Origin of the sequence: Rothia sp. HMSC076D04 (genome assembly GCF_001814645.1) — a bacterium.
Classification (GTDB): domain Bacteria; phylum Actinomycetota; class Actinomycetes; order Actinomycetales; family Micrococcaceae; genus Rothia; species Rothia mucilaginosa.
Map to the genome: position 1 here is coordinate 121,156 of NZ_KV817370.1, position 13,767 is coordinate 134,922.

General features: G+C 59.1%; 10 protein-coding genes. 2 read left to right on the plus strand and 8 right to left on the minus strand.

The window, feature by feature from the left end; genetic code table 11:
- Nucleotides 1-75 precede the first annotated feature (75 nt).
- The 8 genes from guaA to groES form a co-directional block, all read right to left on the minus strand.
- Entirely contained in the window at nt 76-1,668 is a 1,593-nt protein-coding gene (gene guaA / locus HMPREF2980_RS06675; RefSeq protein ID WP_070690988.1) for a glutamine-hydrolyzing GMP synthase, read from the minus strand.
- Between the two features lie 222 nt (nt 1,669-1,890).
- The gene (locus tag HMPREF2980_RS06680; RefSeq protein WP_083311159.1) at nt 1,891-2,562 is read right to left on the minus strand and encodes an ABC transporter ATP-binding protein; all 672 of its coding nucleotides are present in this window, start codon (nt 2,560-2,562) and stop codon (nt 1,891-1,893) included.
- Complete coding sequence (locus HMPREF2980_RS06685) at nt 2,562-4,706, minus strand: hypothetical protein (protein WP_070690992.1); 2,145 nt, start codon at nt 4,704-4,706, stop codon at nt 2,562-2,564. Before HMPREF2980_RS06685 ends, HMPREF2980_RS06680 begins: the two co-directional genes overlap by 1 nt.
- Nucleotides 4,707-4,846: 140 nt before the next feature.
- Complete coding sequence (locus tag HMPREF2980_RS09745; protein ID WP_083311161.1) at nt 4,847-5,164, minus strand: lactococcin 972 family bacteriocin; 318 nt, start codon at nt 5,162-5,164, stop codon at nt 4,847-4,849.
- A 283-nt stretch (nt 5,165-5,447) separates the two neighbouring features.
- Complete coding sequence (locus HMPREF2980_RS06690) at nt 5,448-6,578, minus strand: GuaB3 family IMP dehydrogenase-related protein (protein WP_070690995.1); 1,131 nt, start codon at nt 6,576-6,578, stop codon at nt 5,448-5,450.
- Between the two features lie 146 nt (nt 6,579-6,724).
- A complete protein-coding gene (gene guaB, locus HMPREF2980_RS06695; RefSeq protein ID WP_070690998.1) occupies nt 6,725-8,242 on the minus strand; it encodes an IMP dehydrogenase in 1,518 nt (505 codons plus the stop codon).
- Nucleotides 8,243-8,549: 307 nt separating this feature from the next.
- On the minus strand, nt 8,550-10,136 hold the full coding sequence (groL, locus tag HMPREF2980_RS06700; protein WP_049327584.1) for a chaperonin GroEL: 1,587 nt from the start codon (nt 10,134-10,136) through the stop codon (nt 8,550-8,552).
- Between the two features lie 106 nt (nt 10,137-10,242).
- Complete coding sequence (groES, locus tag HMPREF2980_RS06705; RefSeq protein WP_005505066.1) at nt 10,243-10,530, minus strand: co-chaperone GroES; 288 nt, start codon at nt 10,528-10,530, stop codon at nt 10,243-10,245.
- Between the two features lie 217 nt (nt 10,531-10,747).
- Here groES and HMPREF2980_RS06710 point away from each other — a divergent pair, with 217 nt between their 5' ends.
- Nucleotides 10,748-12,229, plus strand: coding sequence for a class I SAM-dependent methyltransferase (locus HMPREF2980_RS06710; RefSeq protein WP_070691000.1), 1,482 nt, complete (start codon nt 10,748-10,750; stop codon nt 12,227-12,229).
- Nucleotides 12,230-12,533: 304 nt separating this feature from the next.
- Entirely contained in the window at nt 12,534-13,682 is a 1,149-nt protein-coding gene (locus HMPREF2980_RS06715) for a glutamate--cysteine ligase (protein WP_070691003.1), read from the plus strand.
- Nucleotides 13,683-13,767 lie beyond the last annotated feature (85 nt).

Sequence of the window (13,767 nt, forward strand, 5' to 3'; positions counted from 1 at the left end):
GCGCATCACAGCAGGATGCACCGGGCGGCTCCTTCACAGGCTCCCAGCTACAAAGCTAGGTAGCCCACAGCGGGATTACTCCCACTCAATGGTTCCCGGGGGCTTGGAGGTAACGTCCAGCACCACTCGGTTAACGTCCTTGACCTCGTTGGTAATACGGTTCGAGATCTTAGCCAGCAGGTCGTACGGCAGGCGCGACCAGTCAGCGGTCATTGCGTCTTCCGAAGAGACCGGGCGCAGAACAATCGGGTGACCGTAAGTACGGCCGTCACCCTGAACGCCCACGGAACGAACGCCAGCCAGCAGAACCACGGGGCACTGCCAGATGTGCTCGTCCTGACCTGCTGCGGTCAGCTCTTCACGCACGATAGCATCAGCGGCACGCAGGGTCTCCAGGTTCTCGCGGGTAACCTCGCCGACAATGCGGATGCCCAGGCCGGGGCCGGGGAACGGCTGACGTGCCACGATTTTCTCGGGAACGCCGAGCTCACGACCGATAGCGCGAACCTCGTCCTTGAACAGGGTGCGCAGCGGCTCCACCAGTTCGAAGGTCAGGTCGTCGGGGAGGCCGCCCACGTTGTGGTGGCTCTTAATGTTTGCGGTGCCGTCGCCGCCGCCGGACTCGACAACGTCCGGGTACAGGGTGCCCTGGACCAGGAACTTGATGTCTGCGCCCTCTTCGCCTGCTTCGGCAATCAGCTTGCGCTGTGCCTCTTCGAAGGAGCGGATGAACTCGCGGCCGATAGCCTTACGCTTCGCCTCGGGCTCGGTGATACCCTCGAGTGCGGAGAGGAAACGCTCCGACTCGTCAATGGTGATGACCTTAATGCCCATGGATGCTGCGTAGTCCTGCTCGACCTGTTCGCGCTCACCCTCACGGAGCAGACCGTGGTCGATGAAGAAGCAGGTGAGCTGGTCGCCGACAGCCTTGTGCACAAGCGCTGCTGCCACGGAGGAGTCAACGCCGCCGGAAAGCGCGCAGATGACGCGGTCGCTACCGACCTGCTCGCGGATCTTTGCGACCTGCTCTTCGATGATGTTGTTGGTGGACCAGGTGGGCTTCAGGCCTGCCACATTGTAGAGGAAGTTCTCCAGGGCGACCTGGCCGTAGTCGGAGTGCTTCACCTCGGGGTGCCACTGCACGCCGCCGAGCTTACGGGACTCGTCCACAAATGCTGCCACGGATGCGCCGGGGGTCTTTGCCAGCACCTCGAAGCCTTCGGGGGCTTCGGTCACGGAGTCACCGTGAGACATCCACACGTTCTGGGTGGTGGGGGTGCCGGTGAGGAAGGAGGAGTTCTCAGCGCAGACCACAGCGTCGGTTGCGCCGTATTCGCGCAGACCGGTCTGGGCGACGGTGCCGCCGAGGGTCTGAGCCATCACCTGGAAGCCGTAGCAGATACCGAAGATCGGCACGCCAGCTTCGAACAGGGCTTTGTCGCCCTTGGGTGCGCCATCGGCGTAGACCGAGGAGGGGCCACCGGAGAGCACAATAGCTGCCGGGTTCTTGGCGAGCATCTTCTCGGTGCTCATGGAGTGGGGGACGATTTCGGAGTAGATGCCGGCTTCACGCACGCGACGAGCAATGAGCTGCGCGTACTGTGCACCGTAATCTACCACCAGGACGGGACGCTCTTCGAGCTGGTCCAGGTTCACAGAGTTGGTCACGAAAATTACCTCAACGTGTTGGTACTAATCCGCGCACTTGCGCGGGGATATATCTATTTTACGCTATCGCGTTGTGGGGTTGAATGCCCGCGGCGCGGGAACTATTCCGCACTTTGCCGGTCATTCCACCGCATCAAGACAGCGATATAAGAAAGCACCGCCCGGCAACGGAGTTAACGTCTCCATAGCCAGGCGGTACATTATAAAAACAATTCTCTTCGTTTATCCCTTGAACTGAGACATATCAATACGCCGGTCGCAGAAGTCAGCCACCGCATCGCTGTGCGTAGCAATAATGGCACAGGCCCCGGCGTTCACCAGCTCCCGCAGAATATCAAGTACCTGCGCCTCGTTCTCGGCGTCCAGCGCGCCGGTCGGCTCATCTGCCAGAATCAGGGATGGCTGCTTCAACATAAGCCCAGCAAGCGCCACGCGCTGCTGCTCACCACCCGAGAGTTGGTAGATAAGAGACTTCTCTCGCCCAGACAAACCGACCCGGGCGAGGACGGACTCTAGCTCTTTGCGGCTCGGACGCTGCGAACGCGGCATAACCGCGAGCGGTCCGAGGACGTTCTTTTCAACACTCTCCCCTTCTACCAGGGCATAGTTCTGGAAGAGATATCCTAGACTATCACGGCGGAAATGACGGCGGGTTCGCGATGATGAGCCGCTCAACATTGTTCCTTGGAAGGTATATTCCCCTTCAGTAAAGTCGGTCAGGGTCCCTAGACAGTTAAGGAGAGTGGTCTTGCCACTTCCTGAGGCACCAGTTAGGGCTAGCATCTGTCCTGGAGCTACGGCAATATGGACATCAGCAAAAATAGGATGTCCTGCAATACGCACAGACCCCCCGCTTACGGCCAGCAGATTTTCTGTTTTTAAGATGGACGTCATCAGTACATTTCCTTTCGCGCATGATTGGCAACAGTAACTCGGTAGCCTCTGCCAAAGGCCCATAAACTCATACCAATCGACACAATAACAGTGGATGTGAAGAGTACCGTTGCCAGTACTGCAATAACAGATGCAGTCTCAGCCCCAGCATTGAGATACTGCTCGTGGGCCAAACTCGTTAGTTGGAGGACCCCATAGCTAATGACAAGAATCGTCAAAACCGCCTCCCCAATGAGAACCCCACGGAAAGTCCGGGTCGGATGCATACCGTAGGTAAAGGAACGAGCGATACGCTGCTGATGTTCTGCGCAGTACACACGTGCGTACTCCAGAAGGGTCACAAGACACAAAACGGAAAGGATGATGAGCGCATACAAGCTAATGCGTTGTTCGCTCTGCATCCTGCTTGTGAGACTAAAATATTTTTCGCTCACCGGCAGAATTTCACCTACGTAGCTTCGAGCTGCACTACCCTTCAGAGATTCAAGAGCTTTCTGCCGGTCCTTAATAAATGCCCCGTTCTGACTGAAGGCGGCAACGAGCATCTCCATTCTGTCAGTCAGCACAGTTTTCGGGACATACACAATGATGGGGTTCTGCACAAAGTAGTTCGCTTTAGTACCGTCACCATATGTATAGGACCTCGTTACAGACTCATATGCCCTCAACTCCGAAAGCTCAGCACGTGAAGCTTCTAAATTATTCGAGGAAGAAGAGCTATCAGCCGAGTCAAAAGTACTAGAAGCAAGGCGCCTTATATCATCAGTGTGCTTTTCCAATTCCTGGGGATAGTAGACGCTAAGACCACTACGACCTTCCAGGTCTTCAAGAGGAGGTAAACCTGCTGGCAGGGATTCAGGATTACTATCCAGGTATTCACGATTCACGTACAGAAAGGTACGACCCAAGCTCTGATCAGATTTCAGAGAGGCTGATTCATCCTTTCCGGCTCTATAAGCTTCAATCGATTCAGGGGATGTATAGACAGGGTTCTCCGCACTAGCGAGGATGACGTTATCAGATTCTACTTGTTCTTTACTCCAGCCCTGAAGGTTCTGGATGTCACTAGTCTTATACCGGAAACCATTAAAGGACACACTATATCCGTTACCCTGAAGCACCGCGGGGCGGGCTTGATTGAGTGCATGAACTTGCTGAGTCGTGTAAGCCAAAGTGATTAGAGTAGCAACAACAAGAATGAGCGCCAAAGAGCGGCACGCCCAGCTAGCCGCATAGGTAATACGCGTAGGTACCTTTCCTTTAAGGGCTTGTCCAATAGGTATAGCTACAGTAAGTGCACAAGCCACATAATGCAGCAGAAGCATAAGGCCCAACATCCAGCACAACAGGATAAGCTGAACTTTCAGCGTCAAAGCTGCAAAAGCCCACGAATTGTACAGGGCGAGGAATGTATAGAAAAGGGCATAGAGGCCCAGAATTCCACAAAGAATAGCAGGCCCCGACTCTAGCAGCTGTGCACCGTAGACACGGTTTAAGGATGCCCCATGCAGACGCAGGCGCGCGCTTTTTTTCGTCTGCCGGAATATGGCACCAATCAGAGCCGTACTAAGGGCTAGGCATGTTGCAATAAAGGCATACCCGCCTGAGGTTCCCATGTAGTACCCTGCAATACTTCGGAGATTGAGAACATCGTATTCCGTTGTATGCGCACCATTTTCACGCAGGGTAGCGAGTAGCTGGGCGCGTTGTTGCTCACTACCGCCATAAAGGTTGTAGAGACCTCGCGCTTCTGCAACCTTGCCCGGATTAAGCCTTTTGACCTCAACGCGGTCTTCAGGGGTATAGGAAGGGTATCCTGTTTGTTCCCACCCACGTACAGTATTTTCGGCACCACAGAATTCGAGTACGATACCGTGCCGAGTATCTGACACATCAAGGGTGCGACGAGCTATAGCGATACTGTTCTTCTCCGCTTCCTGACACATATCCTCTAGAAATTTGCGAGTATCTACGCCTTCGCTGATTGAAGGAATCTGGAGGTTACGGGTATGCCCAAGAGACATCTCCGAGTTGATACTCAGAAGCATGAAGAAAGGGAACACAATGGAGGCGAGGGCCGCCCATAGATAAACTGAGGTGAGGGCCGATACATACCGGCCAAATCGGAATCGGCACTTAAGCATGGGGATTCATTTCTGTCATATGGGCGGACCGCCTGATAGATTCACTCAGACGGCCCGCCAAATATTTTGTATATTAGCTTCCTGCATCATTTGCAGGGCCATATTGCGAATACGCTATAGAACATCCAACGCGCTCATCTCTAACAATGGTTGTTATAGTAAGCCTCGTTAGTGTGGTCCCAAGAATGACCAGACGAAGCCCTAGCAGTGGTAAAGGGCTTCTTACATCCGGAGTAAACCCAGTTACTTCCCCAAACGGTTGCACTATGCCGTGCTTCTTTGTGGTAATAACGAGACCACACACCCCAGATAGACGAACCATAGTCCCAAGTACCACCATGCACCTCAACAACAGTCGCCGCAGCCGGGACAGTTGCGGCAGGAACGGCAGTCAGGGCCGTCACGCTCAACGCGGCAGCAGCAAGAACCTTCTTAACAGGGGGAGCGAAGATACCCATTTCTAATCTCCTTCGATAGGTATATCCATATGGTATTGAACTTGCAGTTTTGCAGAAGTTCTTTCAAAGAATATAGACCTTAGCCATATCCTTATTAGATACACTACAGTGAAAATATAATCCCAGTCACTATAAAATGAGAAAGTTTCACAACATGGCATAAATTCCATTCTCCCAAAGACAGTGACTCAACCCCTACCTAAAAGAGCACGTCAAAACAATACCGCCCGGTAGTCGGAGGGATAAACCCACCAACCACCGGGCGGTGATTCATGAAGCTACATTAGCCGCGGTAGGAGGGAACCACAGTCAGTTCCGCCTTCTGGAACTTCTTCAGGTCCAGGTAACCGCAGTTAGCCATTGCGCGCTTGAGCGCGCCGACAATGTTGCTGGTGCCGTTCACGTGGTGCGAAGGACCGTACAGGACTTCCTCCAGGGAGCCGACAACACCCAGCGGGGTGCGTACGCCGCGCGGGAAGTCCAGCGAGTGCGCCTCGTTGCCCCAGTACCAGCCCTGGCCGGGAGCCTCGGATGCGCGAGCCAGCGGAGCGCCCAGCATAACAGCGTCAGCGCCCAGTGCGAGCGCCTTCACCATGTCGCCGGAGCGGCCCAGGGAGCCGTCAGCGATCACATGTACGTAGCGGCCGCCGGACTCATCCAGGTAGTCCGAACGTGCCGCAGCCACGTCGGCGATAGCGGTTGCCATAGGTGCGGAGATGCCCAGGCCCTGGCGGGTGGTCTGTGCGGAACCGCCGCCGAAGCCCACCAGCACGCCGGCTGCGCCGGTACGCATCAGGTGCTTAGCCTGCGAGTAGCCAGCAACGCCACCAACGATGACCGGAACGTCGAGCTCGTAGATGAACTTCTTCAGGTTCAGCGGCTCGTGCGAGGTGGAAATGTGCTCAGCAGAGACGGACGCGCCACGGATGACGAACAGCTCAACGCCCGCCTTCACCACGGTCTCGTAGTGCTCCTGGGTGTTCTGCGGGCTCAGGGAGCCTGCAACGACCACGCCGGAGTCACGAATCTCTTCCAGGCGTGCAGTGATCAGTTCCGGCTTAATCGGCTCGGAGTAAATCTGCTGCATGCGGGTGGTTGCGGAGGCGGGGTCCGCCTCGGGCAGCTCAACAATCTCGTCGAGCAGCGGCTGCGGATCCTCGTAGCGGGTCCACAGGCCCTCGAGGTTCAGCACGCCCAGGCCGCCCAGCTTGCCCAGTGCGATGGCGGTCGCCGGGGACATGACCGAGTCCATGGGCGCACCAATGATGGGGGTGTCAAACTTGAAGGCATCAATCTGCCAGGAGGTGTCGACGTCGCGGCGGTCGCGGGTACGGCGGGTGGGCACCAGCGCCACGTCGTCCAGGGAGTAGGTGGGGCGGGCGTTCTTGGAGAGGCCAATCTGAATTTCAGACATGGGGTGAATCCTTTCGAATTCGGTTTGAGGGGTGCCGCTGGGCGTTATTCGCGCCGATGCCCGCCCCGATACCCGAGCGGGTATGGGGCGGGCTCAACGGCGCATGGTGTGCACGCCATGCGGCGAATCATCGTTAGTGATGCGTTTTAGCGGCGGTAGTTCGGTGCCTCAACGGTCATCATGATGTCGTGCGGGTGCGATTCCTTCAGACCTGCGGGGGTGATGCGCACGAACTGACCCTTGTACTTGAGCTCCTCGATGGTGCGGGAACCGACGTAGAACATGGTCTGGCGCAGGCCGCCTTCGAGCTGGTGAATCACTGCGGAGAGCGGGCCGCGGAAGGGAACCTGACCCTCAATACCCTCGGGAATCAGCTTCTCTTCGCTGGAGACGTCAGCCTGGAAGTAACGGTCCTTGGAGAAGGACTTGTGACGGCCGCGGGTCTGCATTGCGCCGAGCGAACCCATGCCGCGGTATGCCTTGTACTGCTTACCGTTCATGAAGATCAGCTCACCGGGAGACTCGGTGGTACCGGCCAGCAGGGAGCCGAGCATCACGGAGTCAGCGCCAGCAACCAGTGCCTTACCAATCTCGCCGGAGTGCTGCATACCGCCGTCAGCAATCAGCGGCACGCCTGCCGGGATTGCTGCCTTAGCGGACTCGTTGATAGCGGTCACCTGGGGAACACCAACACCGGCGATAATGCGGGTGGTGCAGATGGAGCCGGGACCAACGCCGACCTTCACGCCGTCAGCGCCAGCGTCAATGATTGCCTGTGCGCCCAGGCGGGTTGCAGCTTGGCCACCGATGACGTCCACGTGTGCTGCGGCGGGGTCCTTCTTCAGGCGGGCAATCATGTCGAGCACGCCCTGGGAGTGGCCGTTTGCGGTGTCCACGAACAGTGCGTCGACGCCTGCCTCGACCAGGGTCATTGCACGCTCGTAGCCGTCACCGAAGAAGCCGATAGCAGCGCCGGCACGCAGACGGCCGTCCTCGTCCTTGGTGGCGCGGGGGTACTGCTCGGTCTTGACGAAGTCCTTCAGGGTAATCAGACCGGCGAGCTTACCTGCGTCGTCGACCAGGGGCAGACGCTCAATCTTGTTGTGGGACAGCAGCGCGAATGCTTCGTCCTTGGTGACGCCGGGGTGCGCGGTGACCAGCGGCATGGGGGTCATGATGTCGCGGACGCGAATGCCCTCGTAGTCGGAGCGGGAGATGTAGCGGATATCGCGGTTGGTGATGATACCTTCCAGCACGCCCTCTTCGCTGACGACGGGCAGACCGGAGACCTTGTAGTAGCCGCAGACCTCGTCGTATTCGGCGATGGTTGCGTCAGCACCGATGGTGACGGGGTTGATAATCATGCCGGACTCGGAGCGCTTCACGCGGTCCACGTGTGCAGCCTGGTCCTCGATGGAGAGGTTGCGGTGGATAACGCCCATACCGCCCAGACGTGCCATAGCGATTGCCATAGCGGAGTCGGTCACGGTGTCCATTGCCGCGGAAATAATGGGGGTGTTCAGGGTGATGCGCTTGGACAGGCGGGTGGAGGTGTCCGCATCGGAGGGGATGACGTCGGTGTTGCCGGGCAGCAGCAGCACGTCATCGTAGGTCAGGCCGGTGAAGCCGAAGGGATCCTCGGACAGAGCGGTGGGAATGGTCATTGTCTACCTTTCGGATGCTGGCTTCATCGGTGAGAAGCTCAGCCTATACGTTGCGTATGTCAAGATGCGGTACGACCCGTCTGCTCGCACCCCACAAGGTGATTCGAGCGCAAACGGGAACAGCTTACCTTCTATAGTAAACCGCTAAAGGTTTCTTTGCTGAGAAGCACTCATAGCAAGCACCCCTCAGCGGGAGGCAGCCGGCAGGTTCTAGCACCCCACGAACGCGAGCGCATCCGAGCCTACCGACAGCGAGTGCCCGGTACCGCCTCCATAGTGGAGGGGCGGCACCGGGCACACACACTATTTAGTCTTCTTCAGTTTCTTCGGGCTTCTCAACCACCAGGGTCTCGGTGGTCAGCACCAGAGCCGCGATGGAGGAAGCGTTCTGCAGAGCCGAACGGGTCACCTTCACCGGGTCGATCACGCCGGCTTCGATGAGGTCCACGTACTCGCCGGTCTTGGCGTTGAAGCCGTGACCCACGGGCAGCTCGGAGACCTTGGAGACGATGACGTAGCCGTCCTCGCCAGCATTCTCAGCGATCCAGCGCAGCGGCTGAACCAGGGCGCGGCGGACAATCTGCACACCCACGTTTGCGTCGTGGTTACCCAGGTCCATACCGTCCAGTGCCTTCAGCGCGTGAACCAGTGCGGAACCGCCGCCGGAGACGATGCCCTCTTCCAGAGCTGCACGGGTGGAGGACACAGCATCCTCGATGCGGTGCTTGCGCTCCTTGGCCTCAACCTCGGTTGCGGCACCGACCTTGATAACGCCCACGCCGCCGGCAAGCTTAGCCAGGCGCTCCTTGAGCTTCTCGCGGTCCCATTCGGAATCCACGCGCTCAATTTCGCGGCGAAGCTGCTGCACGCGGTCCTCGATTGCCTCGGGGTCGCCGCCGCCGTCCACAATAGTGGTGTGGGACTTGGTGACGGTCACGCGGCGTGCCGAGCCCAGGTGCTCCAGGGTGACCTGCGGCAGGTCAATGCCGAGCTCGCCGGTCACGACGGTGCCGCCGGTCAGAATTGCCAGGTCCTGCATGATTGCCTTGCGGCGGTCACCGAAACCGGGAGCCTTCAGAGCGACCACGTTGATGGTGCCGCGCAGCTTGTTCACGACCAGCGCGGAGAGCGCCTCACCGTCAACGTCTTCTGCGATGATGGTCAGCGGCTTCTTCGCCTGAACGATCTTCTCGAGCACGGGCATGATTTCTGCGATGGTGGAAATCTTGCCCTGGTAGAGCAGCACGAGGCTGTTCTCCAGCACTGCTTCGCCGCGCTCAGCGTCGGTGACGAAGGAGGGCGAGAGGTAGCCTTTGTCGAACTGCATACCTTCGGTGATGTCCAGTTCGATTTCGGTGGAGGAGCCGTCTTCGATGGTGATGACGCCGTCCTGGCCGACCTTCTCGAAGGCGCGAGCCAGCAGCTCACCGATCTGCTCGGACTGGGCGGAGATAGCGGCAACGTGCGCCACCTCGGGGCCCTGCACGGGGCGTGCGTTCTCGAGCAGGCGTGCGGAAACAGCCTCCACAGCAGCCTCAATGCCGCGCTTGACGTCGGCGGGTGCCGCGCCGCTGGTAACATTGCGCAGGCCCTCGTTGACCAGTGCCTGTGCGAGCACGGTTGCGGTGGTGGTGCCGTCACCGGCTACGTCGTTGGTCTTGGTGGCGACTTCCTTCGCCAGCTGGGCGCCCAGATTTTCGTACGGGTCGTCCAGTTCAATTTCGCGAGCAATGGACACGCCGTCGTTGGTGATGACGGGTGCACCCCACTGCTTGTCGAGCACAACGTTGCGCCCGCGCGGGCCGAGGGTTACCTTGACCGCGTTTGCCAGCTTATCGACGCCAGCCTGCAGGGACTTGCGGGCGGCATCGTTGAATTCAAGCTGCTTAGCCATGTGTTCGCTACTCCTAGTGCGTCACAGAAAGGAAATTTTTAAGGGGCAGATGATAGCTCATGCGCCGTACCGGATGAGCGGTACGGCGCATGAGCATCTGAAAGTATTAGTCGACGATTGCCAGAACGTCGCGTGCGGAGAGAATCAGGTACTCTTCGCCCTGGTACTTAACCTCGGTGCCACCGTAGCGGGAGAACACGACAACGTCGCCTTCCTTGATGTCTACGGGAATGCGGTTGCCCTTCTCATCCACGCGGCCCGGGCCAACGGCGACAACGCGTGCTTCCTGCGGCTTTTCCTTCGCAGTTTCGGGGATGACCAGACCGGATGCGGTGGTCTGCTCAGCCTGCTCGATCTTGATAACGACGCGGTCTTCCAGGGGCTTGATAGCCATAATCGGTTCCTCCGGGTTGTGGATTTACGTTTGATGCGAGACAGCGGCGCAGTGGCGCGCCCAATGACTGTCTCGAGTGTTACCTCAACTCTAGTTTCACCTGTGCTTTCGGTCAAGAAAAACGCCCTTCTGCCGGGGTGTTTCACCGCAAGGCGAACGCTGAGCAAAAAACCGAGCAGATCGGGCTTCCCACCTCCCAAAATCGGCACCCCGTAAAATGAGGAGCATGCCTATTCCCGCATCCCCTTTTACTCCCGCCGCCAAGCTTCCGTTCAGTGCCGAAGCGCTCGCGGCAGCCGATGAGCTCTACCCGCTGGGCTCGGATACGCTCAGCGCCGTTACTTCTTTGCGTTCGCGAGGTTTCAGCCCCGAGGAGTCTGCGCAGATTATTTCGCTGGCGCAGGCTCGTACCCGTGCGCGCGCCAAGTTCGGCGAGCGCGCCCGCACCCTCATGCTCACTCAGGAGGCGGCGGAGCAGGCGACCCGCCCGGTGATTGCGCATTATCGCGCTCAGCGTCTGCGCCCGGTTGCCGGCACGGTGGCTGATTTGGGGTGCGGTATCGCCTCGGATTCTGCCGTGTATGCGGCGGAGCGCGGTGCCGTGGTTGCGGTGGAGTTGGATCCGCTGACGGCTTCTTTTGCGGCGAAGAACCTTGAGTTTTGCCCGCAGGCGCGCGTGTATTCGGGGGATGTGACCGATTATGTGCACGGTGAACTTCTGGACGCTGCCGGTGAGCCGGTGGGCATTGTGTGGATGGACCCGGCGCGCCGCGAGTTGCGGGGTGCGAAGAAGGCCCAGACGGAGCGCCTTTTTGATCCGGAGGCGTTCTCTCCCCCGTTCTCATTCGTGCTGAATCTGGCGCGTACGGGTGTGCCGATGGGCGTGAAGTTGGGCCCCGGTTTTCCTCATGAGGGCATCCCCTCGCCCGAAGATATTGCGTCGGAGGCGAACCCCAACCCGCGCGTTGAGGCGGAGTGGATCCAGTCGGAGGGATCCCTCGCCGAGTTGGTGCTCTGGTTTAACGCACTGGCTCAGGAGGGGGTGGCTCGCACCGCAACTTCGGTGCATGAGCTGCCCGTTGAAGAAGCCGACCTCGATGAAAGCCCCGAGGAAATCCCCAACGAAAGCTCTAACGAAGACTCCAAGAAAACCAGCGCCCTACTACCGCCCTACGAGGCGGTCAGCTTCCGTAGCCCCCTCACGGCAGCAGAGGCTCAGCAGAGCGTGGAGGTTCCGGTATCCCTGCCGCAGCCGGGCGAATACCTTCTGGAGCCTGCCCCGGCGATTGTGCGCTCGCATCTGGTCGCTGAGTTTGCGCAGAGTATTGGTGCGCATCTGCTGGATGAGCACCTGGCGTACCTGTGTTCTGCCAAGCCGGTGGAGCATCCACTGGTTGCTTGCTACGAGGTGCTGGAGGAGATTCCCCTGCAGGAGAAGCAGCTGAAGCGTTGGGTGCGTGAGCAGGGCTTTACGGCGCTGACGATTAAAAAGCGTGGCGTGGATATTGTTCCGGAGCAGTTGCGTGCACGCCTGCTGGGTTCTGCAGGTTCTAAGACCTCTAAGAAAAAACAGAAAAAGAATGCTAATTCTTCTTCGGGTGCACAGGAGCCTACCTACCGTCCGGCAACGCTGGTCTTTACCCGCATCGGTTCGGGCAGGGACTCGCGCCGTATCGGCTGGCACGTGCGCCCGCTCTAGCTTTCAGGCCCCGCATCCAACCCGCACATCCGGCTGCACGTTTGGATTACCGTTCGTGACGATTCGTTACGGTACCGTTTTCGGATTCTGCACTCGACAGGGCGCTGAGCACCGCTAGACCGTACACTAGATACAGTGCCTAATGAGAAGATACGGGCCTAATAAAGATACGGGGCCCAGTAGAGGTACTCCCCCGCGGAGCCGGCTCTCACCAGCTAGTACCCTGCCGGGCCGAACCCACCGATAGCAAACTTCCGTAGTCGGCACTGTGCACGACACTATTTCCAGACGCAGGAAAGGCCATATGATCGACTTTGCTTCCTCCCCGCAGTCCACTCTCGGCGTGGAATGGGAGATTGCACTTATCGACCGTGAAAGCGGCGAACTGACCCAGCGCGCCGGCGAGGTGCTAACCATCCTGCGCGAGCGCCGCCCCGAACTGCTCGAGCCCGCCTCCGACCGCGCGCACGTGACCGGCGAATTCCTGGAGAACACCATCGAAGTGGTGACCGGCATCTGCCACACCGTCGCCGAGGCATGCCGCCAGCTGCAGGAACTGACCGACATCATCCGTGAAATCACCGATGACCTGGGCATTGAGTTCTACCCCGCCGGCACGCACCCCTTCTCCCACTGGGCTGACCAGCCGGTCGTGGCGAAGGAACGCTACCAGCGTGTGGTCGAGCGTGCCCAGTACTGGGGCCGCCACATGGTCATTTACGGCGTGCACGTGCACGTGGGCGTTGACTCCCGCGATAAGGTTCTGCCGCTTATTGACGCGCTCACCAACTACGGCCCGCACCTGCTGGCGCTTTCCTGCTCTTCCCCCTACTGGGATGGCGTGGACACCGGGTACGCATCACACCGCACCCAGCTCTACCAGCAGCTGCCGACGAACGGCCTGCCCTTCCACTTTGATACCTGGGAGCAGTACAGCGAGTACCTCGATTCGCTCGTGGCAACCGACGTGATTAACGACCCCAGCGAGGACCGTTGGGATGTGCGCCCGGTTCCGCGCTACGGCACCATTGAGATGCGCTACTGCGATGGCCTCGCCTCCCTGCCGGATGTTGCCGCGATCGTGGCGTTCACGCAGTGCCTGGTGGAGTACTTCTCCCGCCGCATTGAGGCGGGCGAAAGCATTGAAGTGCTCGCCCCCTGGCACGCGCAGGAGAATAAGTGGCGCGTAGCCCGCTACGGCCTGGAGGCTAAGATCGTAGTCTCCAACGAGCCGGTACAGCGCACCCTGCGCGAAGATTTCGAACTGCTTCTGCCCAAGCTGGAGCCGGTGGCACGCGACCTTGACTGCGAGGTGGAGCTGGCTCAGGTGCGCCGCATCCTCGCCGAGGGTACGGGTGCGGATCGTCAGCGTGCGGTCTTTGAGAAGACCGGCTCTCTGCGTGAGGTGGCGCTGGATGTTGCCGCGCAGTCCCGCGCACGGGCACTGCGTTAGCGCCGTTCCCCCGCGGCTAAAGTTTGAATACAGAGATGCCTCGGCGCAGTCCTTTGGGAGACTGTGCCGAGGCATTTCTATGAGT

Coding starts and splice junctions, on each gene's coding strand:
- HMPREF2980_RS06680 (WP_083311159.1), bottom strand. CDS start 2,562: ATGACGTCCATCTTAAAAACAGAAAATCTGCTGGCCGTAAGCGGGGGG.
- HMPREF2980_RS06685 (WP_070690992.1), bottom strand. CDS start 4,706: ATGCTTAAGTGCCGATTCCGATTTGGCCGGTATGTATCGGCCCTCACC.
- HMPREF2980_RS09745 (WP_083311161.1), bottom strand. CDS start 5,164: ATGGGTATCTTCGCTCCCCCTGTTAAGAAGGTTCTTGCTGCTGCCGCG.
- HMPREF2980_RS06690 (WP_070690995.1), bottom strand. CDS start 6,578: ATGTCTGAAATTCAGATTGGCCTCTCCAAGAACGCCCGCCCCACCTAC.
- guaB (WP_070690998.1), bottom strand. CDS start 8,242: ATGACCATTCCCACCGCTCTGTCCGAGGATCCCTTCGGCTTCACCGGC.
- groL (WP_049327584.1), bottom strand. CDS start 10,136: ATGGCTAAGCAGCTTGAATTCAACGATGCCGCCCGCAAGTCCCTGCAG.
- groES (WP_005505066.1), bottom strand. CDS start 10,530: ATGGCTATCAAGCCCCTGGAAGACCGCGTCGTTATCAAGATCGAGCAG.
- HMPREF2980_RS06710 (WP_070691000.1), top strand. CDS start 10,748: ATGAGGAGCATGCCTATTCCCGCATCCCCTTTTACTCCCGCCGCCAAG.
- HMPREF2980_RS06715 (WP_070691003.1), top strand. CDS start 12,534: ATGATCGACTTTGCTTCCTCCCCGCAGTCCACTCTCGGCGTGGAATGG.